At 61.1% G+C, this 25,722-nt stretch carries 29 protein-coding genes and 1 tRNA gene; 19 read left to right on the top strand and 11 right to left on the bottom strand.

The annotated features are described in order from the left end of the window. The first annotated feature begins 14 nt into the window (after positions 1-14). The 4 genes from K1X15_RS13355 to K1X15_RS13340 are packed head-to-tail and all read left to right on the top strand — an operon-like array spanning position 15 to position 2,569. Positions 15-842 carry a hypothetical protein gene (locus K1X15_RS13355; RefSeq protein ID WP_220304115.1) on the top strand — a complete coding sequence of 276 codons (828 nt, stop codon included), beginning with the start codon at positions 15-17 and terminating at the stop codon, positions 840-842. Next, positions 839-1,228, top strand: a complete 390-nt coding sequence (locus K1X15_RS13350; RefSeq protein WP_220304114.1) for a hypothetical protein — start codon at positions 839-841, stop codon at positions 1,226-1,228. Before K1X15_RS13355 ends, K1X15_RS13350 begins: the two co-directional genes overlap by 4 nt. Further along, positions 1,225-1,980 carry a metallophosphoesterase gene (locus K1X15_RS13345; RefSeq protein ID WP_220304113.1) on the top strand — a complete coding sequence of 252 codons (756 nt, stop codon included), beginning with the start codon at positions 1,225-1,227 and terminating at the stop codon, positions 1,978-1,980. Before K1X15_RS13350 ends, K1X15_RS13345 begins: the two co-directional genes overlap by 4 nt. Next, a complete protein-coding gene (locus K1X15_RS13340; RefSeq protein WP_220304112.1) occupies positions 1,973-2,569 on the top strand; it encodes a metallophosphoesterase family protein in 597 nt (198 codons plus the stop codon). The genes K1X15_RS13345 and K1X15_RS13340 overlap by 8 nt, the downstream gene beginning before the upstream one ends. Positions 2,570-2,689: 120 nt before the next feature. Here the strand turns inward: K1X15_RS13340 and K1X15_RS13335 are convergent, their stop codons facing one another. From K1X15_RS13335 to K1X15_RS13315, 5 genes are all read right to left on the bottom strand, one after another. Then, positions 2,690-5,527 (bottom strand): class I SAM-dependent DNA methyltransferase, encoded by a 2,838-nt coding sequence (locus K1X15_RS13335; protein WP_220304111.1) that lies wholly within the window; start codon positions 5,525-5,527, stop codon positions 2,690-2,692. Positions 5,528-5,532: 5 nt separating this feature from the next. Further along, positions 5,533-6,480 (bottom strand): LAPAL motif-containing putative phage structural protein, encoded by a 948-nt coding sequence (locus tag K1X15_RS13330; RefSeq protein ID WP_476700508.1) that lies wholly within the window; start codon positions 6,478-6,480, stop codon positions 5,533-5,535. 92 nt (positions 6,481-6,572) lie between these two features. After that, positions 6,573-6,881 (bottom strand): hypothetical protein, encoded by a 309-nt coding sequence (locus tag K1X15_RS13325; protein ID WP_220304109.1) that lies wholly within the window; start codon positions 6,879-6,881, stop codon positions 6,573-6,575. Positions 6,882-6,908: 27 nt separating this feature from the next. Then, on the bottom strand, positions 6,909-8,180 hold the full coding sequence (locus K1X15_RS13320) for a Y-family DNA polymerase (protein ID WP_220304108.1): 1,272 nt from the start codon (positions 8,178-8,180) through the stop codon (positions 6,909-6,911). Then, a complete protein-coding gene (locus tag K1X15_RS13315; protein ID WP_220304107.1) occupies positions 8,177-8,641 on the bottom strand; it encodes a LexA family protein in 465 nt (154 codons plus the stop codon). Before K1X15_RS13315 ends, K1X15_RS13320 begins: the two co-directional genes overlap by 4 nt. Positions 8,642-9,159: 518 nt before the next feature. Between K1X15_RS13315 and K1X15_RS13310 the strand changes: the two genes are divergently transcribed. The 3 genes from K1X15_RS13310 (at position 9,160) to K1X15_RS13300 (ending at position 11,076) form a co-directional block, all read left to right on the top strand. Further along, positions 9,160-10,377 (top strand): tyrosine-type recombinase/integrase, encoded by a 1,218-nt coding sequence (locus K1X15_RS13310; RefSeq protein ID WP_220304106.1) that lies wholly within the window; start codon positions 9,160-9,162, stop codon positions 10,375-10,377. A gap of 19 nt (positions 10,378-10,396) precedes the next feature. After that, positions 10,397-10,858, top strand: coding sequence for a hypothetical protein (locus K1X15_RS13305; protein WP_220304105.1), 462 nt, complete (start codon positions 10,397-10,399; stop codon positions 10,856-10,858). A 142-nt stretch (positions 10,859-11,000) separates the two neighbouring features. Further along, positions 11,001-11,076 (top strand) — tRNA-Ile (locus K1X15_RS13300). Between the two features lie 126 nt (positions 11,077-11,202). Here the strand turns inward: K1X15_RS13300 and K1X15_RS13295 are convergent. Genes K1X15_RS13295 through K1X15_RS13285 form a run of 3 tightly spaced genes read right to left on the bottom strand, consistent with a single transcriptional unit; the run spans position 11,203 to position 15,771 of the window. Beyond that, positions 11,203-12,423, bottom strand: a complete 1,221-nt coding sequence (locus tag K1X15_RS13295; protein ID WP_220304104.1) for a patatin-like phospholipase family protein — start codon at positions 12,421-12,423, stop codon at positions 11,203-11,205. Further along, positions 12,420-14,642 carry a ThiF family adenylyltransferase gene (locus K1X15_RS13290; protein WP_220304103.1) on the bottom strand — a complete coding sequence of 741 codons (2,223 nt, stop codon included), beginning with the start codon at positions 14,640-14,642 and terminating at the stop codon, positions 12,420-12,422. The genes K1X15_RS13295 and K1X15_RS13290 overlap by 4 nt, the downstream gene beginning before the upstream one ends. Before the next feature lies 1 nt (position 14,643). Next, on the bottom strand, positions 14,644-15,771 hold the full coding sequence (locus tag K1X15_RS13285) for a ComEC/Rec2 family competence protein (protein ID WP_220304102.1): 1,128 nt from the start codon (positions 15,769-15,771) through the stop codon (positions 14,644-14,646). A gap of 151 nt (positions 15,772-15,922) precedes the next feature. On the opposite strand from K1X15_RS13285, the gene K1X15_RS13280 reads away from it, so the two are divergent. Both K1X15_RS13280 and K1X15_RS13275 read left to right on the top strand, forming a co-directional pair. Next, positions 15,923-16,243, top strand: a complete 321-nt coding sequence (locus K1X15_RS13280; RefSeq protein WP_220304101.1) for a helix-turn-helix domain-containing protein — start codon at positions 15,923-15,925, stop codon at positions 16,241-16,243. 38 nt (positions 16,244-16,281) lie between these two features. Further along, positions 16,282-17,112, top strand: coding sequence for an ImmA/IrrE family metallo-endopeptidase (locus tag K1X15_RS13275; protein WP_220304100.1), 831 nt, complete (start codon positions 16,282-16,284; stop codon positions 17,110-17,112). A gap of 46 nt (positions 17,113-17,158) precedes the next feature. Here K1X15_RS13275 and K1X15_RS13270 read toward each other — a convergent pair whose 3' ends face one another. Both K1X15_RS13270 and K1X15_RS13265 read right to left on the bottom strand, forming a co-directional pair. Further along, on the bottom strand, positions 17,159-17,773 hold the full coding sequence (locus K1X15_RS13270; RefSeq protein WP_220304099.1) for a hypothetical protein: 615 nt from the start codon (positions 17,771-17,773) through the stop codon (positions 17,159-17,161). Positions 17,774-17,886: 113 nt separating this feature from the next. Then, positions 17,887-18,240, bottom strand: a complete 354-nt coding sequence (locus K1X15_RS13265) for a hypothetical protein (protein WP_220304098.1) — start codon at positions 18,238-18,240, stop codon at positions 17,887-17,889. A gap of 456 nt (positions 18,241-18,696) precedes the next feature. On the opposite strand from K1X15_RS13265, the gene K1X15_RS13260 reads away from it, so the two are divergent. The 7 genes from K1X15_RS13260 to K1X15_RS13230 all read left to right on the top strand — a co-directional run bounded on the left by K1X15_RS13260 (position 18,697) and on the right by K1X15_RS13230 (position 23,834). Beyond that, complete coding sequence (locus K1X15_RS13260) at positions 18,697-19,482, top strand: glutaredoxin family protein (RefSeq protein ID WP_220304097.1); 786 nt, start codon at positions 18,697-18,699, stop codon at positions 19,480-19,482. Between the two features lie 139 nt (positions 19,483-19,621). Next, a complete protein-coding gene (locus K1X15_RS13255) occupies positions 19,622-20,770 on the top strand; it encodes a GIY-YIG nuclease family protein (protein ID WP_220304096.1) in 1,149 nt (382 codons plus the stop codon). Then, positions 20,770-21,141: a hypothetical protein gene (locus tag K1X15_RS13250; protein WP_220304095.1), complete on the top strand. Its 372-nt coding sequence runs from the start codon at positions 20,770-20,772 to the stop codon at positions 21,139-21,141. Before K1X15_RS13255 ends, K1X15_RS13250 begins: the two co-directional genes overlap by 1 nt. Continuing rightward, on the top strand, positions 21,141-21,638 hold the full coding sequence (locus tag K1X15_RS13245; protein WP_220304094.1) for an abortive infection family protein: 498 nt from the start codon (positions 21,141-21,143) through the stop codon (positions 21,636-21,638). Before K1X15_RS13250 ends, K1X15_RS13245 begins: the two co-directional genes overlap by 1 nt. A 107-nt stretch (positions 21,639-21,745) precedes the next feature. Beyond that, positions 21,746-22,168: a disulfide bond formation protein B gene (locus K1X15_RS13240; protein ID WP_220304093.1), complete on the top strand. Its 423-nt coding sequence runs from the start codon at positions 21,746-21,748 to the stop codon at positions 22,166-22,168. Next, the gene (locus K1X15_RS13235) at positions 22,165-22,818 is read left to right on the top strand and encodes a DsbA family protein (protein ID WP_220304092.1); all 654 of its coding nucleotides are present in this window, start codon (positions 22,165-22,167) and stop codon (positions 22,816-22,818) included. The genes K1X15_RS13240 and K1X15_RS13235 overlap by 4 nt, the downstream gene beginning before the upstream one ends. Continuing rightward, a complete protein-coding gene (locus tag K1X15_RS13230; protein ID WP_220304091.1) occupies positions 22,815-23,834 on the top strand; it encodes a flavin-containing monooxygenase in 1,020 nt (339 codons plus the stop codon). The genes K1X15_RS13235 and K1X15_RS13230 overlap by 4 nt, the downstream gene beginning before the upstream one ends. Here K1X15_RS13230 and K1X15_RS13225 read toward each other — a convergent pair. After that, on the bottom strand, positions 23,825-24,262 hold the full coding sequence (locus tag K1X15_RS13225; protein ID WP_220304090.1) for a copper chaperone PCu(A)C: 438 nt from the start codon (positions 24,260-24,262) through the stop codon (positions 23,825-23,827). The genes K1X15_RS13230 and K1X15_RS13225 overlap by 10 nt on opposite strands. A gap of 114 nt (positions 24,263-24,376) precedes the next feature. On the opposite strand from K1X15_RS13225, the gene K1X15_RS21450 reads away from it, so the two are divergent. The 3 genes from K1X15_RS21450 (at position 24,377) to K1X15_RS13215 (ending at position 25,519) form a co-directional block, all read left to right on the top strand. Further along, on the top strand, positions 24,377-24,511 hold the full coding sequence (locus K1X15_RS21450; protein WP_276315265.1) for a hypothetical protein: 135 nt from the start codon (positions 24,377-24,379) through the stop codon (positions 24,509-24,511). An 11-nt stretch (positions 24,512-24,522) separates the two neighbouring features. After that, positions 24,523-24,792: a cation efflux transmembrane domain-containing protein gene (locus tag K1X15_RS13220; protein ID WP_240549491.1), complete on the top strand. Its 270-nt coding sequence runs from the start codon at positions 24,523-24,525 to the stop codon at positions 24,790-24,792. Positions 24,793-24,943: 151 nt separating this feature from the next. Then, on the top strand, positions 24,944-25,519 hold the full coding sequence (locus tag K1X15_RS13215; RefSeq protein ID WP_220304088.1) for a manganese efflux pump MntP: 576 nt from the start codon (positions 24,944-24,946) through the stop codon (positions 25,517-25,519). The last annotated feature ends 203 nt before the right edge of the window (positions 25,520-25,722 follow it).

Below are 25,722 nucleotides of genomic sequence, written 5' to 3'. Positions count from 1 at the left end.
CCCTGGAGAACTCCATGACCCAGACTCCCGTCACCCCGCCACCATTTGCAGGCCTGGTCTGGACCGATCTCCAGGCTCCGGCGAACGAGCGTTTCTGGGAGCTTTATCGCTTTCCCGGTGGCGAAGGAAAACGCACCCTCGGACTGGCTGGTATCACCGCGCGCAAGCTCGAAGACGCCTGGACCGTTTCCTTTAATCCTACCGTCGCCGGCGACAAAGCGGCCGACATCGTCTCCACTCTTGAGCTTCTGGTCTTCGCTGCACGCCGCAAGACCGATGACGCTATCGCTGAAACCGCCCGTCGTAATCGGGAAATGCAGCGCGAGCAGGATCAAGACCGCGAGCTCCGTGCTGACATTGCCCGCCGCAAGCTCGTCGATCACTTCGGCGATCAGACCGACACAGACCTAATATCTGCCGCCCAGGCCGCCGGTCGCGCATGCTGGCAGAAGTGGCACAACTTCTGTGTGAACAAGCGCAAGATGGCCGAATTCACCAACGTCGACGCGCGGATCTCGCTCGCGCAGGCGGTTTGGCTGACCGAGCTTGTCGATCAGACTGCGCGGAAGGCCGAGCATTTGCGCGACAACCTGACCGCCTCTGACAACGCCGTTGATTGGCCCGATGACCAGGTCGTGAGTGCGGTCGAAAGCCTGTGCTGGGCCGATCACGACCAGGCCAGGGAAGAGAACGGGGAAGGCTGGTCCAAAGCCGACAGCTCTAAGGGCCACTGGTGCCATGGCATGATCAAGTCCGGCGGCGCCAACCGCTCCATCGGCATCGATGCGGCGAGGGCGATCGTCGGGAAATACAGCCGTCAGCTCGAGAAGGGAGCCGCATGATGGCACACGCATATGTCGAGCAGACCCTAGTCGCCCATGGCTATCTAGAAGTCCTGAAAATGCTGCCAACACGTGAGATGGATGAGCAGCCGCTTGATTGGCTTGAACGCTGCGACGAGAAAATGTCGTCTTGGCTGATGACAGGGAAGGCCGATCGAGACCTCGCCGAACGCGCTATCGGCTGCGCGGAACACCTCGCGGCCGAGCTGCAGCGAATCCCGGCGATGGTGGGGTGGTGTCACCGCGAGTACATGGTCGCCGTAAACCACCGCCTGAATCCCGAGGACGATCGCGCGCGCTACAAGCTGGCGTCGGAATACAAATTTTTCGATGATGAGAGCGAAGATGATTTCATCGAACGTACGATTCTGGGTCTACTCGCATGACCCGGATTTGGGTGCTCTCAGACCTGCACATCGATGTGGTTGATGACCTTGACCTCGGGCGTCACCCCGACGCCGATCTCATCCTGATGGCCGGCGATCTATGCGACGGTGATTTCGATCCCGTACCGTGGCTGCTGTCGACATTCTCGGACGACGAGCGCTCCAAGCTTGTCTATGTCCCCGGCAACCACGACAGCTACAACGTCGGCCTGGACGGCGTCCCTGACCGCCTGCGCCATCTGCGCGAAACCACAGGCATTGCGACGCTCGATCGCGAGACCATCGAAATCGACGGCCGGCGCATCGTGGGGTGCACGATGTGGTCACCCCTGTCGCCTGCGCTCGACAATGCCGGCGGCGACCTGGCGGCTATTCCGGATTTCGATGGTGATGCTTGGCGCGCAGCTCATGGTCGGGACCGCACGTGGCTGGAGGAGACGGTGGCTGAGGGCGACATCGTCGTCACCCACCACGCTCCGAGTTGGGCTGGGCTGGACATCCGGATGCAGCAGAACCCGCGTCTGATGTCGCTCGCGAGCGGGTATTTCGCTGACATGACGGACCTAATTGAGCAGCGGCAGCCAGCTCTGTGGATCCACGGGCATACGCACGTGACGCGCGAGTATGAAGTTGGTGATACCCGGGTCGTCAGCAATGCCGCCGGTCGCGGCCGGGCTTTGGATTTCCAGCCGGGCTTGGTCGTCGAGATCGATGATCCGTCGCCGAAGTGTAGGAGTGTCCAGCATGGCTAAAGTGCATTTCACCGCGGATACGCATTTTGGCCACGCAAGCATAATCAGGATGGCCGGTCGCCCCTTTACATCTGTCGAGGAGCACGACCAGGCCTTGATCGACAACTGGAATGCCGTTGTAGCGCCGGCGGACACTGTCTTCGTCGTCGGTGATTTTGCGCACAAGGCCGACAATGATCGTGCGCGCAAGATTTTCGAGCGGCTCCGCGGCACGAAACATCTCGTGATCGGAAATCATGACTCAGAATTCGTACGAACTGGGCTCCCTTGGGCGTCCGTCATGGACCGCGTCAAGATCACCGTCGACGGCCAGAAAATTGTGCTCGACCATTATCCGATGCGCTCGTGGGAAGGCGTCAGGTCGGGTGCGATCCAGTTGTATGGCCACGTCCACAATCGGATCGACGTGTGGCCGAATTCGTGCGACGTCGGCGTGGATTGCTGGGGGTACCGGCCGGTGACGCTGCTCGATATCCGGGCCAGGCTAGACGCGGCACCTCATCATTTGATGGAGGAGTATGTGCTTGATGACGGCGAGGTGCCGGCGGAGGGAGAAGACGTCGAAGTCGTTAACGGAGTGAAGCTCTAGCGTGTCGCCAAAGTGCGCGTAAGAGTGCCGGAAACGGCCCCGATATCGTTATAATGCACTTAAGGACGGGTTTCGTTCGTTAAGTGCACATAAGGCACGTCATCGGTTGCGGGTATTCGATCACACTTCGACCTCTACAACTGCCGCTTTCCGCTTCCTGCTAGGCTTCGCGGCCAACTCCAGCAACGCCGCGCGCTCGCGTTCATAGATCCCCATCAAGTGCTCGGCCCGATTGCGATCCGACGCGAACGGCTCCTTGCGGTACGACTTGTCTACCGCCGCATCCAGCTTCCGATGCGCGGCTTTCAGGTCTGGCGGCATGCCGAGGGGGTCATATAGGTGAGCCAAGGAAGACGCCGGCATCCACTTTGCTCGCTCCTCGAGCACTTTCTCCGCCAGCTCCGCGATCTGCGCGGTCTTCGTGTCGTCCAGAACGGGCATAGGGAAGGGGTTGTAGACGATGTCGATGGAGTAGCGCGGATCGCTTTTCATCCGGCCGCCGATAATCTTCAGCCAGGCATTGTGCATGCGAGATGTGATTATGCCGAAGAGCAATGGCGTTGCGTGCGGCACGATCCGCACCAGGCTGCTGGGTATCGTGGGTGGTTCAGCCCATCCGATCGGGATGTACTCCCGTCTCTCCGAGCTCGTCTCTGGAACGACCAAGAAAGGCTCAGTTGGCCGTATCGTGACATGGAAGCGCGTGGGATATTCGGCGAGCTTGGCGCCATCGGCGCTGCCTTCTTTGATCTTGCGCTTGTTCTTGCCCTTTATCAGCCCCAACCTGAAATCTCGGACCTGGGAGATGATGTGGCGGACGTGAGGCAATGCCGCAAGGTCTGTCGGAGAGAGCCTGTCGACGCGAAGGAGCCACCGACTTTCGCCATTGATGAACTCATGGCTTCCGATAAACGGCACGAACAGATCGACCGATTCGGGCTCTATCTCCTCAAAGGCCGCTCTCTCCTCGGGTGTGAAGATGTAGAAGCCGCCGTCGATGGGCTTGGAGCCGATCATCATCGGAGGACGGTCTGCCGGAGACCGTGACAGCCTGGCGACGACGGTGTGTGGGTCCGACAGGCCGCCGGCATCAAATAGGTAAGGAGAGATCGACTTCACGGAGACCTCAATCGGATCCCCCTTAATGTCAGGGTAGTCGAAAAGACGACGGGTCGACGGTGCCTGCTGCGCTCGGCATAGGCCGAGGATCACACAATGTACATTGGCCTTGCCGCGGGCCTCACTGCCCCAGGCGAAGGTGCGGTGGGCGAAGAAGATTTCGAGCTTGTAGCGTTGAAAGAGGATCGGCCACAGTTGCGCGACCTGCTCGCCCTGCGTGATCGAGTTAGTGGTCACGAAGCCAATGGTGGCGCGGCTGGTCTGCACATATGCACCGGCCTTGAGAAACCAGCCAGCGACAAAATCCAGGGTGCCCTTGCGCCCCTTCATGGCCGCCAGGCGGTGGATCTGCGCGCGCTGCTCATCCTCGCCTTGCTTCGATCCCACAAATGGCGGGTTGCCGATGATGTAGGTGCACTCTTCCGGCGGCAGGACGGAGGACCAGTCGGTTTCCAGCGCATCACCCTGGCGAATGGTCGGCCGTGCGCGAAGCGGAATGCGCGCGAAATACTGCCCCAGGTCGTCGGATAGGAGCACGTTCATGATGTGATCGGTCATCCACATCGCAACCTCGGCAATGCGTGCCGGGAATTCCTCAAGCTCGATGCCGTAGAACTGGTCGACGTTGACCTTTGAGAGGATCGCGACGTCCAGCTCTCGCTGGTCGCTCAATTCCTTGATGACCTCGGTCTCGAGCCGGCGGAGCTCGCGATAGGCGATGACCAGAAAATTCCCGCAGCCACATGCCGGGTCGAAGCACTTGATCGACGCCAGCTTGTCCTGAAACGCCCGCAGCATTGCGGTGCGCCGACTGGACTTGTCGGCCATGATCTTGGCGAGTTCGGCGTTCAGATCATCGAGGAACATTGGTCCCAGGACCTTCAGAATGTTCTGCTCGGTGGTGTAGTGAGCTCCGATAGCACGACGCTTCTTCTTGTCCATGACGGACTGGAACAAGGCGCCGAAGATCGCGGGAGACACCTTCTCCCAAGTGAAATTTGCCGCCTTGAGCAGCTTATCACGCATGTTCTTGTCGAAGGACGCGACGGCCAGGCGCTCGGCGAAAAGATCCCCGTTGATGTATTCAAACTGGGCCAGATCGGGGTCGAGATTGGTCTGGCGCCGCGACTTGTCGGTATTGAGCACCTCGAAGAGATGCTGAAGCTTCCCGCCGAGGTCGGAGCCATCCTCGTCGGTGTGGTCCCGCACGTAGTCGCGGAACAACCATTTGGTCTGGAAGATGCCGGTGCTGTCGGCAAACATGCAGAAGAGCAGACGGACCAGCAGGCGCTCCAGGTCGTGGCCGACGAAGCCGGACTGCAAGAGGGCATCATGGAGCTGGCCCATGAGCTCCGATGCCTTGATGTTGGCTGGATCCTGATCCTTGAACGCCGCTGGTTTGTCGCCGATGATGAACGAGAAGGCCCTGACGTGCTTCGGCAGGTCGGCCAGGGGGAACTTGATCGACCGATTTTCATCCAGGTCGTAAAGCTCGAAGCGCTGGAAGTCGCAGGCCAGGACGAACCGCGGCAGATCGGCATCCTTTAGTCCTGGAAAGTAGTCGAGAGCCTGCTGGTGAGCCTTCTCCAGGTCGTGGCCCATGCTCTTTTGCTCGACGAGTAGCACGCCCTTCCAGAAGAGGTCGATGAATCCGCGTTTATTGTCGGGGAGACCCTTGACCGGCTGCTCGAAGGAGGCAACGCGCCGACGGCTTGCACCGAAGACTTCGAAGAACTCGTTATAGAAACTCTGGGCATCGCCCTTTTCGTAACCGTGCCCTTTCCAGTCTCGAGCGAAGCGGGCGGCATTGGCCCTGATGTCGTTCCATGACAGTCCCACGGCCGCTATTGATCCTCGTCATCGGATGCGGGTCTTGGCGGCGTCGAGAACAGGTCAACCTGCATCGGCGCCGGCTTATACTCGAGCACCTTCTTGACTATGTGCTCGGTCTTGAGCCCGTCCACACCCTGTTTCTGGATCGTCTGCACAGAGCAGATCAGGACGTCGGATTTCGCGAAACGGATCTCGGATCGATCGACCCGGCCAAGGAATTCCTTGTCCTCGATCGTGGCGGTAATGACGTTTTGACCATCAAAAAGGCGCCACTTGTTACCTTCCTGGAAAGCGAGACTTCTGATCGACAGCGCCATCCTGCGGGTCTCATCGACCACCGTCTCATCTTCGGGAATCGGCAGCGAGAAACTCTCGCGATCCTGCTTGGTCAACACCTCCATGGGGCGAGCCCCGGGTGCTGGCCGGAATTCGATGCGGGTAATCCGATCGCTTTCGAGCGTCTCCATCAACTCCCCGACGGCGTGATTTACGGCGACTTCCTTGTACAGTCGCAGGACCTCAAGTGGGATGGTGATGGTCTCGCCATCAGAAACAGTGATCGTGACGAGAGAGCCTTCCTGCCGGGCGGCGATGACGGCGCGACCCGCAAGTTGACGATACAGCTGGATCAGACCCACGGTTGCTACGCCGACGGTGGGGATGCCGAGAAAGCCCAGCCACTGCAGCAATGAAGTTGCTGCCTGGCCATCCTCTGATAGGAGCAGGCCTTTGACAGCCGCCCACCCGTGCAAGACCAGGTTGAGATCGACCTCAAAGCAGCCTACCGCCGTCGCCTTGACCTGGATGCGGGCGGGCACAGATTCGCCATTGACGGCCCGGTTGGCTGCATCCACCGCCTTGCTCAAGGCAAGCAACGCCGGCGCGAGATCGCGCACGTCGATAGTCCCGGCGTCAACGCCAGGCCCATCAAATGCAATAACGAATCTCGCGGTACTCATGACGGTGATGATAGCCCATAGACGAGGTTAACGGGCGCTTAAGAAAAGCCAATGACAGCCAACTTAAGTACTGTAGCGGCACGGAAAATTCTTCATTCCTCGACGAATTGATCTGCGCCGTCGACGTCGTGGGGGATAGCTTGCCGGTATTCGTCGATCACGAGGAATGCCTTATGTGCGGCGTCTAGGTCAACGCGGTCGCGGATCACGATGCCGAGGAATTCGGACATTATATAGTGTCGGGCCTCGATCCCTGCCGGCTTCCTGACTTCTGTGTATGCCGCGCCACCCGTCTTGCGATATGGACGGGTCCAGTCGATGTCACCCTCTTTCACGAATCCGCCTACAGCGATTTCGTTGCTGTTGGCGTTCCAGGCGATCAGGCTTTCCGCGAGCTTCATTCAACTTCCTCCGCTTCCTCAGTTATATTACATGCACTCCGGCAGCTCGTCCCACCGCGTCGTAAACTTGGGCGATCGCATCTCGAACTTCGTCGAGAACGTCTGCGACTTCGCTGGCCCTCCCAACGTCGCCGCCGGCACCACGGTCGCCCGACCCCACCGCCGGTTCGCCTCATCCATCGCCGCCATCACCTTCGCCGCCCGTTCATGGTCCAGGTTGTCGAACAACGCCCGCTGCGGGATCGGCGGCGGCACCAGATCCTGGGTGATGATACCGGCCTTCGAGTAGCGAAATCCTGATTGCCATAGCTGGTCGACTGCCCGCGTGGCTGCCTTGATCAGCGTGAGGCTGTCGTTGGTCGCCTCGGGGATGTCCACGGTCATCGAGACGCTGCGCTGTGGCTCGTCGTCATTGAACCTAGAAGTGTGCATGAAGACCGTCACGTGGTCAGTGGCTAGGCCATGGCGCCGAAGCTTCTCGCCCAGGCGGGTGGCATAGCCGGCGACGGCCTGCTCCATCTCGACCTTGGTGGTGACACGGCTGCCGAACGACCGGGTGACCGCGCATCCCTTACGCTGCAGCGCTACCGTCTCCAGCGCGATGCACGGACGGCCGTTGAGCTCGTGGACGATCTTCTCGCCGACCACGGTCATGAGCTGCCTGGCGAGCTTGGGATCCATGTCGCGCACCTGGCCGGCGTACTCGATGCCGAGGTGCCGCAATTTCTCCTGCGACGCCGGCCCGATGCCCCACACGTCGCCAACCGGGAACGTCGCCATCACCTCCGCCCGGGTGCGTTCGTCGGACAGATCCAGGACGCCGGCCGGCAGCTTCTTCGCCGCCTTGTTGGCGAGCTTCGCCAGCGTTTTCGTGGGACCGATGCCGACGCAGCAAGGGATGCCGGTCCATGTCCGCGTCGTCGATCGCAGGTCGCTCGCCCATGCCGTCCTGTCCTTGATCGCCAGGTGCGTGATGTCCAGGAAACTCTCGTCAATCGAGTAGATCTCGATGTCGGGTGAAAATCCCTGGTAAACGGAGTTCATGCGCCGGCTCATGTCGCCATATAGGGCGTAGTTGCTGGAGAAGACCGCGACGTTGTTCTGCCGGCAGAGGTCGCGAATCTGGAACATGGGTTGCCCCATTTTGATTCCCAGGGCCTTGGCTTCGGCTGTCCTGGCCACCGCGCAGCCATCGTTGTTGGAAAGCACGATGACTGGCCGCTTCTCCAGCTTGGGATCGAAGACGCGCTCGCAGGAACAGTAGAACGAGTTGCCGTCGATGAGGGCCAGCGCGGTCATTTTGCGAGCTGCCGGATCGTCGCAGTGACGACGCCCCAGATGCTGACCTCGGTGCCCTCGGAGATCAGGAACGGCGGCAACTTCGCGTTTTCGTTGTGCAGCACCATGACGCCACCGCGACGGTTGAGGCGCTTCAGCGTGGGCTCGCCGTCGATGATAGCCAAGACGATGGAGCGGTGCTTTGGCGTAAGGCTGCGATCGACGATGACCACGTCGCCTGGATGGATTTTGACGTCGATCATGCAGTCGCCGGCGACGCGCCACAGGAAGGTCGCAGTCGGATTGGCGACGAGGACCTGGTTCAAGTCGATCATGTCCTCGATGAAGTCGTCGGCCGGCGACGGGAAACCGGCGTGCACGGACTGGCCGACCAGACTGATTCGCACCGAGATGCGGCTCCAAACCGCGGTGGGGACCGTGAGAGCGGGAAAGGGCGTGGGCTTTTTGGGGGTGAAGTTCACTTTTTGAGTCCGGGTCGGCACACGCCAGCGTCAGACCATGGCATGAACAAAAAGAGAACAAAAGTGCGGTTTCGGGAACTTCCCCTCGTCCGGTCCGAAGTTCACACCTAACATCACCTCAGGTTGGGTGAACTTCGAGGTGAAGTTTGCGGCCGGTGGGGGTGAAAGATAAGTCGCGCGTTTTCTAGAGTTTACGATGTTTTCTTGCCGATTGTTGACGCCCCACTAGAACCGGGCGACCATTTTCGTATGTTCACTGCTTTCGATTCATTTCCGATCTCGATCCCGTCGCTCGCCGTCCAGCGCAGCAGCGTTACGATGCGATCGACAGCGCCAGGGCACACGGTTCACGAAGACGCGCCGCTTGCGATCGACGACGTGCTGGAGCTTGCGGAGTTCTGTGGCGCGATTTCCAGGTATCAGTTGCGCCAGGCGATCGCGTCCGGAAAGATCGAAATCGAACGGCACGGGCGCCGCGTTATCCTTACAGCTTCGGCGGTGAGGCGTTGGAGAGAGAGTTGTCGCGTAATTCAAAAGGGGCCCGGCTTTGGCTCAAGCCAGCCGAACACGATCGGAAAACGGGCAAGCTTCGGAAGCGATCGGTCTGGCTCATCAGAGATGGTGAGATCTCAGTCGTCACTGGCTGCGCTCCGCTTGAGCGCGAGCAAGCTGAAAAGCAGCTCGCGGAGTACATAGCCCAGAAATACAAGCCGAGCCGGGAGAAAGATCGGCCCGCAGCTCAGATCCTCGTCACAGATGTCCTGCAGATGTACATCGAGGACGTGGCCCCAACGACGGCTCGCCCCGAAAAGGTCTCGGCCACCGTCCTTCAGCTCGGCGAATGGTGGCAGGGCATGACCCTGGCCGACGTGACGGGCAAGACATGCCGTGAATACGTCGAGTGGCGGTGCCAGCAACCATGGAAGTCGGCGAGGCCGGAGAAAACCGGCAAGCCTCCGCGCATGGTCACCGCCGCCGGTGCCCGTCGCGAGCTCGAGGACCTGCGCGCGGCGATCAATCACCATCGTAAAGAGGGGTATTGTCGAGAGCACATCGATGTCGTGCTTCCCGACAAGTCACCCCCAAAGGACCGATGGCTGACCCGTGACGAGGCTGCGCGACTGATCTGGACATGTTGGCGGATGCGGGAGATGCGCACGATCCCGCGCGGCCCGCGGAAGGGCGAGAAGGTGCCGAGCGACCGATATCGGTGGCGCCACCTGGCGAGATTCATCTTGGTCGGGCTGTACTCGGGTAGCCGCGCCGGTGCTATCTGCGGGGCGGCTCTCAAGGTCCAGGAAGGCAGCGGCTATATCGATCTCGAGCGCGGCGTGTTCTATCGGCGCAAACATGGACGGGCGGAGACGAATAAACGACAGCCACCCGCCAGGCTGCCGTCACGCCTACTCGCGCATATCCGGCGGTGGGCGGAGGATCGCGGCGACGATACGATTTCGAAAGAGCACGTCATCGAGTACCGCGGCAAAGCGATAAGCGTCGACGTAAATAAGGCCTTTGCCCTGGCAGTCCGGGCCGCCGGTCTGGGACCCGACGTAACACCGCACGTCCTGCGCCACACTGCGGCGACGTGGATGATGCAGAACGGGGCTGATTTGTGGGATGCGGCTGGGTATCTCGGCATGTCGGTACAAGTGCTCGAGAGTACGTACGGTCACCACCACCCTGATCACCAGCAGTCGGCGATTGACGCCATCACCGCAAAGCGTCGAAAGTAGTGCCGACTTGGGGGACTGAATGAAGCGAAATCTGGTGATCGGCCTAGCAGCAGCCGCAGTCATCGCCGCGGCGGTCGGTGGTACTTTCGGCGTCCGGTATATGACATCGCCAACGACCTACGACGAATGCATGCTTGCAGAAATGCGCGGGCAAACCCAAGCCATGTACGCGACGGCCAGGACCGCTTGCGAGCGACGGCATGATGTCGAGGTCAGCATCTGGATTACCAAGGACGACTGGCGCTGGAGAAACGACGGACCCTTTACAATTGTCACACTTTCAGACGCCATCCTTGCTCAATACACGCCCACCCGAGCGCAGTTCGCTTACTCCATGGACACATGCGAGAATACTGATGTCAGTGCAATGGAGGAGCATATCCCTAGCTTTGCGAAAGATGGCGGTTTCCAGCTCGGCATAATCGCTCCATCCGACCCGAAGTGCTTGCGCTTCATAGACCTTTGGGGAACCCGTAAATGACCGCGGAGAACAAACGCGGTTAGGGGGACAGGACGGGGACAGAATGAGCAGAACAAAGGCGGATTTCGTCGAAACGGGGACAGAAACGACCTTGACCACCCATCCCCTGAGACCCTAGGGAACACAGGCGTCTCAGACGTGTGGGCCTATAGCTCAATGGTTAGAGCCGACCGCTCATAACGGTCTGGTTCCAGGTTCGAGTCCTGGTGGGCCCACCAGCAAATCCGGTCGTTAATGCGACCAAAAAATGTTGAGTCGATTTAACCCCGGAAAACCAGGCGTCGACCAAAAGTCGTGAGTCGATTGAACTGCAATATGAGAGTCGGATCGTCACGGTCCGGCTCTCATATTTTTCTTGGCGGCATCTCGTTGATCGACAATGGCCAGATGCTGCGCTTGTCGAACTCAGTTCCGGCATGTGCCGCAAGCGTGGCGTCCGAACATTCGAAGCCGTGGCGGGCAATGAGATTGAACTCTGCAGGCGATAGCCTATTCAGTGCCGTGGGATGCGCCACGGCAGCCTTCGTCAGTTCATCGCTGAGATATGCGGAATGCTCCGCCTCTGATCGAATGACGCCAGCCTTAAGGTCGATATCGCGGATCGAGTTGCCCATGCGTACTATGACGCCGCGCATGGGCCCGTAGTCGAACTCGCGCATGAGCATCCTCGACCGCAGGCTTCTGACCTGGTCCCCCATCAGGTCGAACAGGCGAGGCGTGGCCAAATTCCCTTTGATCAGGTTCGCCACTACTCCCCCCGAAGGCGGAGCCAGAACCCCGGATGCATCGCTGCAGATGAGGAAATCGAAATCGGCCGAGGGCTTGCCCGGCTTCACCAGGGCCTCCAGACCAAGATTATCATACGCTCCGCCGTCCCAGATCCGCAGGACCTTGGCGTTGGGATCGATCGCCCGCTGCGGTTTCCTCGTGGCCGGATCGGTTCGGTACCAGCCGCCCTGCGGTATTTCGAGCCGAAAGGCACCGATGGCGTAGGGCACCGCTGCCGAGGCCGCCGCAGCTTCGGCGATCTTGACGGCAGGCGAGTAGTGCCGACCGAATTTCCAGTCACCCATCTCGCCCTTATTGAAACGCCAGTTCTTGCCGGAATGGATGGAGGCAGCGTTGATCCACCATTTCGGACTGATCGGCAAATCCGCAAGGTTGCCGGTGACGCCCCACTCCGTGCCCAGCCGATCGGCCAATACGTGAGCACGCCGGTTCACGAGCCGGAAATTGTGTTTGAGCAGGCTGCTAGGACCCAACAAGGCAGGAATGCTGAAGAGATCTTTCTCGGTTAGGAGACCCCTTAGTTTCGGATATACCTCTTCCCTGAAGACTGCCGATGTTGGCCAATTGTTGCTGTTGTTGCCGAACACCGCGGCGACAACCAGGCTGCCGCCCGATACCGTCGATAGTGCCGTGACGTTTTCGAGCTGATCTTGAATGGCAAGCCTGAGCAGCAGCCCCAGATGAAAGACTGCAGCCCTGGTCCCACCGCCCGACAGCGCCAGCCCGAGGCGAAGGGGTTGTTTGGCCGCGGCAACCCTCGTTTCCATATCGGTCATCGAAACGTCCCGACCAGATGCCGGGCCTCGTTCTCTCCGACGATGACCATCACACCAGGCATGCCATCACCGGCCATGGTCGTGCTCAACCAGGTAAGTTGTTCGATGTCGATGGTGCTGGGCTGGCTTGAACTGCCCCGGGGATGAGAATGCCATTCGCCCACGTACCTGATCTGCCCCGCGGAACGGGCAATGGCCGCCTCCACGGTTTCGCGCAGTCCCATCGTGCCGCGAACGAATTCGGTCGGCGCTTCCGTGCTATCGATCGGAGCAGGAACCGCGGCGACCAGTTCGATGCGCTTCGATTGCGGATCGACTATACCGAGCAGTGCGCCCCCCGTTTCGTTCGGCAGCCGCTTCAGGCGCTCCTCGGCGAGCTGCGCCGAAAGGGTATCTGGCATTCTGATCGTCCAGTCCCCAGCATGCTCAATGGCCAAATCGACTTGCGGTGTGACCAACGAGACTACTCCCTCTTCGCCGAGGGACCAGATCTTGACGCAGGCTTCGCAGCTGCCAAGCGCCCGGCTGAGGCCGCCTGCCACTAGGCCAGACAATACCTGCACCCGTGACGCGGGGATGCGGCTGGTCAGCATCCGGCATGCACCGGTGTACCGGATCATCTCGCTGTCGACGAGGTGGTTCTCAAGCATGGGTTCGGTCTGGATGACGCGATGATAGACCGCCTCCAGAGCGCGCAGGTCGATGCGGCGATCCTGGTCCTCAGCGAGCAGCACGACCGCGGTGCCGGTCGGGTTGAAGAAGATCGACACGCGCCGCGCATGTCCGGCAAGGTCGCTGAGCGCGCGGCCCACTGCCACCGAAGCGGAGGCGTCGACAATGATGTCAGCAGCGTGCAGCAACGCTTGCGCTTCGGGGGATGGTTCGGCAAGGAAGTTCGCGTCAATCGCCGACACGTCGAGGTCGGGCCTGATGAACTTCAGCCGCTGACCGACACTGGTCGCCTTCGGCCGCGGCACCTCCTGGGACGTCAGCGTGTGGCGGGAAACATTGTGCGGAAGAAGGGTGTCGTCGTCCATTACGGACATACTGTCGAAAGCGCCTTCACGGACAAGGATTTCCGCGACGGCGGAGCCGATCGCACCGGCGCCGATCATCACGGCCTTGCCCAAGACGGGCGAAGCCACGCCGGAAATGGCTCGGGCCAACTGGGTGTCAAACGCGCCGTGGATTAGGCATCCTTCGAGGCGAAGGGCGTCGAGATCCGGATCGCCGGCAGGAAAGCGGAGCTGATATCCTATACTGTTCAGGTCGCTGCTGCGGTCGCTATAGAACAAGCCGAGAGCCACCCCGATGTCGCCGACAGTGCCCTCGACCATGAAGCCAACCGTGTCGAGCCCCTCCATATGGCCTGTGATCGGGTTGATCATCGGCAAGCGGAGCAGGATGCACGGATAGGAGTTAAGCAAGGCGGCTCGTCTTGTCTCGTCGGCATACCAGATCTTCAACCGCGCTTTCAGGTCAGCGACGATGTCCAAGCCACGTCGCAGGGTCTCCTCGGCAAGATCGGCGAGTGTCGCCGGCGCTTGGCGCATGCGGGACATGGTTTCCGCGGACAGGTCGTAGGCAATAACGGAGATCACCGGGTTGGCGCTTTGTCGCTCTTTCGCAGGCAGCAATGTCACCATCGTCGGACGCTGCTGATCCTGAACGATGCCGATCAGCTCCGCGACCTTATCGGCGTCGTTGCCCCAGGCCTCGCGGGGCATGATCAATTCATATGGTGATTGCAGCGAGAAGAATGGTTCGAGGGGCTGGGCCGCGTCGTGCAACTGGCCACGTGCCGCCTTGCGGAACCACTGCAGGATGCGATGACCCAGCTCTGCCGGGCCGTATGACGATTTCGCCTCCGACCATGGCCGGTCGTCGATACAGATACAGAACGGCATGCCCTTGGGCAGACGTGCCTGGTGCGGCGTATCAGGGAAATCCTCACGAAGCGCCAAAACACAGGGGCCGTGCTTGCCATCGCCGAAGACGATTGCGATGGGCTCAACCCGATCGATTGTGACGACCGACCGCTGTGGGCGTTCGGTCCGCACATTGGCCAGGATCAGCTCCATGCTGCGATCGCGGCGGGCCTCTACCAACTCGAAGATGCCGTCCCCGCCGTCGCGTACATGGTCGACGAAGGCTGCGGCCAGGGAATTTCCGAGGGTGGAACATTCTACCACCGGAAACGAGGCGATCCAGGGCTGCATGTCAGCCGCCCCGAACCGGCGTGGAGGTCGCCGTCCCGGTCGAACTGCTGCTGATATAGCTGATCGCCGCGCCAAATGCGGTGATGTCGATGCGGAACGGTTTCGGCCTGATCCTGTCCGGTGTCTCCATGGTCACCTTGAACTCTCCACCGCGGTCGGCGACGACGCGCTTGTAATGATTGGCGGCCTGGCGGTGCGGCGGCTGAATGTCGTCGTCCTCCGCGGTGCCCTTCTGCGGGATCTCCCAACTGGGCGACACGATGATGCATCCATCGCGGGACTGCTCCTCGAAGAGCCAGCGCGTCTCGTCCACGGATTCCGTTTCGTCCTCGCCGATCTCGGGCCCGATGGACTTGTAGGAGCAGTGGTGGAAGAGCTTGAGCACATCCCACTCGAGGCGGTGCTCGTTCCCGTGGTTCTTGCTGGTCTTTACGATCTCGCAGAGCGTTCCGTATTCCACGTCCGAGCCGAGCAGCGCCTTGGTCTCGACGCCGCCCTCCATGAAGGTGACGTGGAGCACGACGGAATCCTTGTTGCGGTCCTCGAGCCCACGCTCGTCGGTGCGCCAGGCAAAGGGGCAATGCACAAAGAATTCCGCTTTGGCCGAGCCTTCCTTGGTGAACCCCGGCACCAGCTTACCTGCGTCGACGATGCAGTGCTTGCGGTCTTCGAGCGTCAGGCCGTGCGATGCGAGGAAGTCCTTTAGCAGTTCAGGACGGGAAAAGACTTTGATGCCCGTGCCTTCGATAAGGCGGTAGCGCGCCTCTTTGCGGATGGTGGCCGCATTGCCGACCAGGCCGGTTTCGGTGATCGCGCCTGCCGGCACCCACAACTCATCGATCTTCGGCCGGCCTTTACCCTGGTAGGCCGTGGAATGCCGCAACCAGAAGAAGTCGCTGGCGCCGCAGATGTGGTCGTTGTCCAGATGGGTGAAGCACACTACGGCGAAGTCGGTCTGGCCGGCTTCTGACATTTCCTTGCGCAAGACGACAGGCAGGTCGCAGCGACTTTCGAACTGGTCGTTCGGGTTGCGAATGTCCGCATAGTCGAGAAGGACCAGGCGGTTGTCCGTCAGTCGGATCAAGGTGGTGTCGGCGTTGCCGAGCGGGAAGAAGGTAAGCCTGGTCATGTTGAGTAAGCCCTTACATAGTGAATTAGCGACCCGTTAAGTACGTCTACTCCGAACAAATGGAATTCCTTGCTGCTGCTGTCAAGGGTGCTACAATGCGTCTACACCGAACTTTTTTCGTTCGATGCGTTTTGCAGGAGTTTGACCACGCATGGCCGCACCGTTCGGCGACAGGATTCGCGAGCTTCGTAAGAAGAAGGGCATGACGCTTGACCAGCTCGCGACCGCCACTGACTCGAGCAAGAGCTATATTTGGGAGCTCGAGAACAAGGACCCGCCACGACCGTCAGCGGAGAAGATCGCTAAGATCGCGGCAGCGCTTGACGTCACCGGCGACTATCTCATGGGGGTTGACGACGGGAACTTGCAAGCTGCTGAGGATAAGGCATTCTTCCGCAAGTACAGCCAGATGAGTCCAGAAGCTCGGGCACGGCTGCGACGATTGGCAAAGGCGCTCGACGAGGACGACTGATGGGGCCAGAGGGCTGGGCTATACAACTGACGAAGCTGTTGGACGCCGCCCACCGAGATGGCCCCGACCGCTATCCGGTCGACGTCCGATCACTGGCATTGCAATACTCGGTCCAGCGATTTCCCGATTCTCCGATTAAGCGGGTCGAGGCCGACGATCTCGACGGCTTCGAGGGGGCGCTTCTTCCCGGCGAGACTAGGAAGAACGTCTGGGGCATCCTCTATGACAGCAAGCAAACGGCTGAGCGGGCCCGGTTCACGGTAGCCCATGAACTGGGCCACTATCTCCTGCATCGGGACAAGCAGCCCAAGGGGTTCTGGTGCGGCGAGGACGTTATCGTGCGTCGCGAGGTCGAAGGCATCGAGAAGGAAGCCGACACCTTCGCCGCGTTCCTCCTGATGCCCTTGCACGACTTCCGGGCGCTGATCCCGCCGGACCACAAGCCCACCTTGGAGGAGCTCGGCGACTGCGCCAGGCGTTACGGCGTATCGCTGACAGCCGCGATACTTCGCTGGCTGGAATACACCAACCGCCGCTCCATGCTGGTGGTTTCGAATGAAGGTTTTGCGCGCTGGGCCAAGGCCAGCGGTCCTGCATTCCGTTCGGGCAAGTTCATACGGACACGGGCTTCCGTGTTCGAGCTGCCGGGGGCATCGCTGGTCGCCACCATGGGTGCCGATGTCGACCCCACCGTCGTGGTCAGGCAGAGTGCCGGCGTCTGGTTCGACGAGCCGGTGGAGGAATCCTGCATAGCGTCCTCCCGCTATGAAATGCAACTCACGCTCCTGCACCTCGGCGCGCAATCGGCGCGTTCATGGCATTCCGAGGCTCCGGATGAGGAGGATTCGTTCGATCGCTTCAAGCGTTGAGGGGGACGTATTCGCCCGACCCACGACGTTGCGGTCCGCCGACCGGCTACGTGTCGGTGAACCGAGACAACTGGTCGTCGAAATCTTTTACGCCCAAGAATATCGCCAATGCCATGAGGGCCGGGACGAGTTCTGCCTGCATGGGCCGCAGATCAGGTCCGACCCCCGGCGACAGGCTATCGACGCCGTGCTCCCCGATATCGGCATAGGCGACTTCGAGGACATGCCGGCCTGCATCCAGCAGGACGAAGACGGGGAGCGGTTCGTCCCGCTTCGCGTCTTGACGCCAGCCGCAATAGAGGGTGGTGCAGTCATATCGCATCGAAACCCTACCGAACGCTCGACGGACGCGTTGGGCCACGGACCAGTCGGTCACCTGATACCAGACCAGTGCTCCCGCTCCGAGAAGGGGCGTCATGCCGGTGCAAGGCACACGCCCTCTCGCCAGCACGCGGAAGAGGATGATGTCGGCCATTTCGCCGGTGACCGAACGAAGCTGGTTCCAACGGTATTTTGCCACGGAGCGAAGGGTCCAGGCGACCACCACCGCCCGGTCGGCTACCGTCAGTCGGTTCTCGAACAGCACCGTCTCGAACAATGGCCGCGTGAACAGGGCTCGATCCAGCCGCCGCCCGAGGGGTTCGCGATGTTTGTTTGCCATCCCGCCAATACGGTCTGCGAATCCGTCGCTGGCAAGCCGCCTCGACCGGAATCCACAGGCTTCCGCAGCGGGGGCGCTCCACATGTCTGACACCAGCCGAGATCGCCGACTTTTCAGAACCGCGGGGGTGTCCGCGACCTTTTGAAGGCGCGCTGCTTGCGCTGGTGATCGAGGTGGTCGACCAGCTGGGTGATCTCGTGCCGAAGCCGGTCCTGGTCCGTCTCTTCATCCTGCGCGATCTCTATAAGCATGCTCGCGAGAACGGCGGCGCCGCCGAAGTTCCGACCCCTGCCATTCGGTCTCTGGGTCCGACGCTTGTTGCCGTCGACCTCCACCGGGCCGAGGACGTCGGCGATGCGGATCATGGCGTTCCTGATACGCGTGCTGCTGGCGCCGGTCTGCTGCTTGAGCGCAGTGGTGGGAAAGACGGCCTCGTCTCCGTGGACCAATGCCCCCAGACGAGCCAAGACCAAAAGGTCTCCCAAAGTTACATCCGGCTCGAAAGCCACTCGACGAGGCATCCCATGTCTCCGAAGGTACCTCGTCATTGTGCATTCGGCATCTTGCGAAAGGGTTTAACCCCAAGTTGCCATCAATCGTGACATAGTGATGGTTACAACACCTCTAATGACGTCGACTCGACATCATCGGACCTGAATTGGCGGCTAACTGCCATCGCAACTCTATTTTTGACCTCGTTCCACCATCGAAAGCCACTGGTTGGTGGTTATCACCCATCATTCCAGGCGGGGAAGCCTTGATCCCCCATCATAATGGTGGCGCTCATGGGCAAGGCTGCAGCGACGGCTGTCGGATCAGCGTCCACTCTCCTCTTACCATCCTCGTCCGCAGGGGTATTGACCTTCCAATGATGGGAAGGTGCAGAAAGGAAGCACGACAGCAATTCGACAAGGAGCAAACCTATGTCCACCGTGGTGGCCAACGCCGGCAAGAAGGCGGTTATCCATCGTATGGTGATGCCGAGCCACACCTGCCCCTATGGTCTCAAGGCCGTGGATCTGCTGAAGCGGTCCGGTTACGAGGTCGAGGATCACCACTTCACCACCCGCGAAGAAACCGACGCATTCAAGACCGAGCACGACGTCAAGACGACACCTCAGGTGTTCGTCGATGGCAGGCGGATCGGCGGCTACGACGACACGCGACGTTTTCTGGGCAAGACGGTCGTGGATCCCAAGGCGACCACCTACCGCCCGGTTGCGGTGCTGTTCGCCATGACCGCCCTCACCGCCATGGCAGCGAGCTTTGCGGTGAGCGGCAACCCTCTCACCCTCCGGGCGCTAGAATGGTTCATCAGCTTCTCGATGGTGGTCCTGGCGCTGCTCAAGCTCCAGAACGTCGAGACCTTCGCGACCATGTTCCTGAACTACGACCTGCTGGCCAAGAGCTGGGTGCCCTACAGCTACATCTATCCCTATGCCGAAGGTCTTGCGGGCATCCTGATGGTGGCCGGAGCGCTGACTTGGCTTTCGGTGCCCGTTGCCCTCTTCATCGGGACGGTCGGGGCCGTTTCAGTGTTCAAGGCCGTCTACATCGACAGGCGGGAGCTCAAGTGCGCCTGCGTTGGTGGGTCGAGCAACGTGCCTCTCGGGTTCGTTTCGCTCACCGAGAACCTAATGATGATCGCAATGGCCGTCTGGATGGGACTTTCCGCTCTCGGGATCATTCCCACCGGGCACGCGATGTAACCTTTCGCAGCGCGGATCGAGGATCCCATTCGAGGACATTATCCTTAGACTAGACCGTGACGCTTGGCAGTCGCCTCACCCAGGCTTGATGTGGAGTGGCGTCCAGCACACAATCCTCCAAGGCGCTGGGGGCGAAGTCATGGTGAAGATCAATGCCGAATGGTGGGAACACCTGACGCCCAAGCCCGTGCATCGCAAGCTAAAGGAAGTGGAGAGGCTCCTTAACGAATGGTCTCGAACGCCATACGGCGGGCACTGGCTCGGCAGCGCCATAACGGAGCGTGGCGTGATCAGGGTCAAGCCGGGCCAGCCGATCCCCGTGGTACAGCTCATCGCACTGGGTGATCGCCCGATGTACATCGCGCCGCAGATGAAGGCGCGGATCGGACACCGTACGATCGGACCGGATCATTTCGGGTCTGGCAGGCCGCTCGCGGAGAACGAGCTTGCCATCGAGCCGTCGATTCAGGTCGACGTCGTGACGGACCCTGCCCATCTGGCTGCGGCCAAGGTGACCGCCGAACGGATTATGTCTGGTCAGAGCCTCGATCCGTCGCCATACATCCCGGGACTGCAGACCCCTTCGCTTCTTTTTTCGGCCCCGGCCCGGATGCTGCTCGCCCCAAAGAACTGGGTGAAGAAGTCCTTCGTGCTCTATCAGCACATCTTCGGCAACGGCGCGTCCTATCCAGTCGACGGCTACTTCTACGTCGGCGTAACCACGCGGAGCTGGCAGAAGCGCTGGTCAGAGCACAAGCGACAGATCGAAACCGGCAGTCCGCAGCTGTTCCACCGAAAGTTTCGAGAGGAGATGGAGGCCGGGCGCATCACCTATGTCCACCATAAGGTCATTGGGATCACCGACGACCTGGAGGTGCTGTACAACACTGAAGAATACCTCGTGCGGGCGCACTGGCATGACGAGCGCCGGCTGAACATGATCCCGGGCGGGAATTCGGGCCTCAAGTACCTTCGGGAGCATGGGTTGTTGACGCCACGCGTGGTGCCGACGCCGGATGAACGAGATGTTCTGCTTGAGCGATGGTTGCGCGATAACCCTCGTCGCGGACCGCCCGCGCCCTGGGTTTCCGAGAAGTGGAAGGACGACGAATGGGCGGTGGCCCAGATCTGCGGACGCGATGGTCGGCTGTCCGTCGAGCAGGTCCGGAGCATTCGGCGTCTTGCCGACGAGCACTCTGCCGAGGTGATCGCCGAGCGCATCGGCGCTCTCAACAAGGAGCAGGTGCAGCGGGTGATCGACGGCGAAACCTACACGAGGGTGAACTGATGCACATCCACTTCTCGCCCCAGACCATCGATGCCCTGGTCCAGGTAATCTCAGGAGGCAACGGGCAAGACCGTGTTGGTATCTACCGCAGCGGCACGCAGCTCGACAGCTTCATGCGTGGGTGCAACGTGAGCATGCGGGTCGGCAACGGCTCAAGGCTCCCGACACTGGCCGAAGCCCTTGAGCGAGCTAACCGTTCCGAGGACCAGACCATCCTCCGCACCATTGCCGAGAGGGCCGCCGATCCACGGGATTTCCTCGACGAGCCGGAGCGCCAGCAAGCTGTCGTCGACTGCGCTACGACGGTCTCGAGCTGCAGGTCGTCGGCGGCAAGGCGCGACTGGTACCATCGGGGCAGTCGGCTGCGGTGATGGACGCTCTGGCGTCCACCGTGGCGGTGATCGACTTCGACACCGTGAACCACGACATCGAACGCGCACTTGCCAATTCCGATACCGATCCCGAGGACGCGGTCACCGCCGCATGCTCGATCCTGGAAAGCGTCTGCCGCTCCATCCTGGTGGAACTTAGCCTCCCCCTGCCGGCGCAGAAGGACATCCAAGGCCTCTACAAGGCCGTACGCGAGCCGCTCGGGCTCGATCCAGCCAAGGCCGGGGTCCCCGACAGCATCGCGACCGATGTTCGCACCATCCTTGGCGGGCTCAACTCCACGATCCAAGGCATCGGTGCATTACGAACCCATGGGGGCGATGCACATGGCAGGGAGCGCGGTGCGCGCCGATCAATTGACCGCCGCATCGCCCGATTAGCGATCCATTCGGCCAGCGCTGCCGCATTGTTCCTCATCGAGACCTGGCAACTTAAACACCCAACAAGGACCCTCCATTCGGCAGGCGATCAAACCTGATCATCTTGTTTCCGGCCTGTGATGGGGCACCCAGGCTGCGACATTTTCTTCCTTGCTCCTCTAGCGGCTGGAGGTCGTAGGCAGAGGCGGAACGCAGAGGGGAGCCCATGCCGAAGAACGCACGACCCTGGACGATGATCACGCTGGCTTGGCTGGTCGCCATAGCAGCGACCTTGGGCGCCTTGTTCATTGGCGAGGTCATGGGCCAGATACCATGCACCCTTTGCTGGTACCAGCGCATCGCCATGTTCCCGCTGGTGGCGATCCTCGGCACTGCCGCCTACCGTGGTGACCCCAGTGCATGGCGTTACGCCTTGCCGCTAGGGACGATCGGGCTGACCATCGCAGCTTATCATTCGCTCCAATATGCGGGGCTGCTGCCGCCTCCTATCGTCCCGTGCCAAACAACCGGTCCATCCTGCTCGAGCACCGGCATGCTCGTGTTGGGCATCCCAATCCCGTACCTATCGACTGCCGCCTTCTCCGGCATCGTCCTCCTGCTCCTGCCCCTCGCGAGAACACGTTCATGAACAAGCGCCTGACCGTCGTCGCGGTCGCCGTTGTCGCCATCGTCGCCTTCGGACTGGCCGCCTGGCTCTACCGGCCCGCGCCCACACCAAATGCATCGCCCGTCGTGGCGACAATCGAGGAAGCCGGATACGTCCGACCCCACTCGCCGGTGATCGGCCCCACCGATGCGCCGGTGACCATCACAGAGTTCTTCGACCCCAGCTGCGAGGCGTGTCGGGCCTTCTACCCGATCATCAAGCAGATCATGGACCGCCACCCGGACCAGGTAAGACTGGTGCTGCGCTACGCACCCTTCCACCAGGGGTCGGACACTGCCGTGAAGATCCTTGAGGCAGCGAGACTGCAGGACAAATTCATTCCTGTGCTGGAAGCCCTGCTCGCGCGACAGCCGGAATGGGCGGTGCATGGTGACCCGAACCTCGACCTTGCCTGGAAGATCGCTGGCGAAGCCGGACTCGATGTCGAACTGGCCCGGCAGGATGTCATGCGCCCCGGCATGACCGGTGTGCTCAATGCCGACATGGCCGATGTGGAGCGCCTCGGCGTGCAGCAGACGCCCACCTTCTTTGTCAACGGCAAGGCGCCAGCGAGCACCGATCCGCAAGCCCTTGCCGATCTGGTCGCGAGCGAGGTCGAAGCTACGCAATGACGGAGCAGATCGACGTCCTGATCGTCGGGGGCGGCCAAGCCGGTTTGGCCGCTTCCTACCGTCTCGCACAGGCTGGCGTGTCGCACCCGGTGGTCGATGCGTCTGCCAAAGTAGGCGACAGCTGGCGACACCGCTATCATAGCCTGACCCTGTTCACGCCGCGGCGCCTGAGCTCGCTGCCAGGCCTGCCGCTTTATGGCGACCCCGAAGCCTATGCAGGACGACTCGAGTTCGCCGACTACCTCCAGTCCTACGCCGAAACGAATCGTCTCCCGCTGATGAGCGGAACCCGGGTGGTTCGATTGGAGTGCGACAATGCCGGCGCGTTCGTCGCCGAGCTGGGCAACGGCGCCACTGTGCGCAGCCAAGCCGTCCTGGTCTGCACGGGCGGTTTCCAGCAGGCGATCATCCCAGAGGTGGCGTCGCGGTTCGGGTCCAACGTCGCCCAGCTCACAGTATCCACCTATCGATCGCCGCAGAGCATCGGAACGGGCCCAGTGTTGGTGGTCGGCGACGGCGCGTCGGGCCGGGACATCGCTGTCGAGCTGGCGGCCACCCATGACGTGCTGCTCGCTACCGGCAAGCCCCGTCGCTTGTTCCCGCAGCGTGTGCTCGGTATCAGCACCTGGATGCTGATGGATCGGGTGGGGCTGCTGTCTGTCTCATCTCGATCGCCCATCGGCAGGATAATGATGGCCACCGATCCCTTTCCGGACCGCGGGCGCAGCTTGGCCGCCCTGCGCGGTCAAGGCGTGAACATCCGCTCTCGCCTTGTGGACGCATCGGATCGTACTGCCATCTTCGCGGACGGCAGCCGTGCCGACGTCGCGTCGGTGATCTGGGCGGTCGGCTATCGGAACGACGACAGCTGGATAGAAGTGCCAGCGGGCAAGCCGGGGCTGCAGTTCCTTGGCCGTCCATGGCAGCGGAATCGGGCATCGGCCCTGATCCTCGGTGCCGATAGAGACTCAAAGGTCGTGGTGAAGAACCTACTTCAACATCTCGATCAGCCGTGATCGTAATCGTGGTGATCAGGTGGAAGCTCATCGGCCCCTAAGACCTCGGCATCCACCGTGACTTCAGACTCGCCGATGGAAACGGTCACTGACACGGCCGCACCCACTGATAGTCCCAGCGCTTCGATGCGTACGCCCCCCGGCTGCATGTACAGTTCCGCATGCGGTGGCAAGGTCGGCTCGAAGGTCCCTCCGTCCGATCTGATCACCCCCGTGAGCGATGCGCGTGGCACTTCTATGCTTATGGGCCCGACCCCGCTGGTGGTACGGTTGTTGATGACGAGGTAGATCTCGACGCCGTTCGGCTGCGTGCTGGCCCAGGCTTCCTCGACCACCACGCCGTCGATCACCGATACAGGCAATTCGGCAGCGACCGAAATGGACGCCGCTCCGCTCGCGAGGAGTGCAACGATCAGGTTCTTCATCATCCCAGCCTGACACTCCAGCGGGAACAGGGCAACGCCTCAAACGCGGCTGCGACAATGGGCTTTCCCCTCTAGCGACTAGAGGATTTGCGGTGCAGCCAGTCAAGGAGGTTCTGCATGTCGCATTCGCCCGAATCCGCAACCGACCGCAGCCCGGGACAGGGCCGCCGGCTGCTGAACGCGCTGGCGCTTAACCTCGGCATCGCCTTGGCCGGGTTGTGGGTGGGGTTATCGCCGGCTCACTCGCCCTGATCGCGGACGCCGTGAACAATCTCTCGGATGCCGGCTCGGTGCTGGTCTCCTACATCGCCTGGCGCATTGCCCAGCGGGCCGCAAACGAGAGGCGAACCTTCGGCTATGCCCGGGCAGAAACGGTTGGCGCCCTCATCAACCTCACGACATTGATCATGATCGGCCTCTATCCGCTCGCTTTGCGGCGGGCTAGAAAAACTTCTGGGTTGTTGCAAATGCTTCCTACAACCATTGTCAACTCGTTGATTCGGTTGACCTTTTGTGAAAACCTCAGTAGGTAGTCTGACCTCGGGGAGTAGCCACTACCTAGTAGGACAGTGTCAACACGATTGCCCAACGGGCATGGTGCTGTCAGTCGATGGATCGGTCAGGCGAGACCGTTTCGAACCCGCGGCGGGTGTCGCGGAAACCCGGTCAATTCTGGAATCTGTCATGTCCCCCGTTGCTGTCTTGCTGCTCTCAGCAAGTATGTCCGTCGATGCTTTCGCCGTTGCTGTTGGCCGCGGTGCCACAGAAACCCGCGGTCGCTTGACCGAAGCGCTCCGCACGGGGCTGGTGTTCGGTATCGTCGAAGCCATCACCCCACTCCTCGGCTGGCTGGCTGGTATCGCCGCCGCCGGTTGGGTAGCGAGTTTCGATCACTGGTTGGCCTTCGCTCTGCTGGCCGCTGTGGGTCTGCACATGATCTACGGCCCTTTTAGGCCTGACGAACCCGGGGAAGCGGCGCCAAAGAAGGCCTCGCTGTTGATCCTAATAGTCACGGCGCTTGGCACCAGCGTTGATGCCATGGCCGTAGGGCTGTCGCTAGCGTTCATCGATCTGGATCTCAGAGGCATCCTTGCCGTCAGCCTTGGCGTCGGGATAACGACCTTCGTGTTTGCCGTCATCGGCATGAGCCTTGGAAACGTCATCGGAAGTCGTTTCGGGAAGATTGCCGAGGTGATCGCCGGACTAGTTTTGTTTGCTATCGGCTCCGTGATCCTGTGGGAACATCTGGTGGGTGCTTAAGGTCCAGGCAGAGTTGTCGTACTTGCAGCGGATTGCCGCTTGCGTGGGGCTACGGCGCCATGCCCCACCTGACATCGATCAGAGCCCGGTCACTTCGATTGCCCTCGCATCGCTCGGCTGTCTGCCCGGTAGGGTCAAACCTGGCGAATGGGTCGTCGGCATCGACGTGCACCGGATACTCCCCCCGTCCGGGCGGATGCTTG

The sequence above is a fragment of the Devosia salina genome, from assembly GCF_019504385.1.
GTDB classification, from domain to species: Bacteria; Pseudomonadota; Alphaproteobacteria; order Rhizobiales; family Devosiaceae; genus Devosia; species Devosia salina.
Note: the sequence above shows the minus strand (reverse complement) of the source record. Positions and strands in the feature narration are given on the sequence as shown.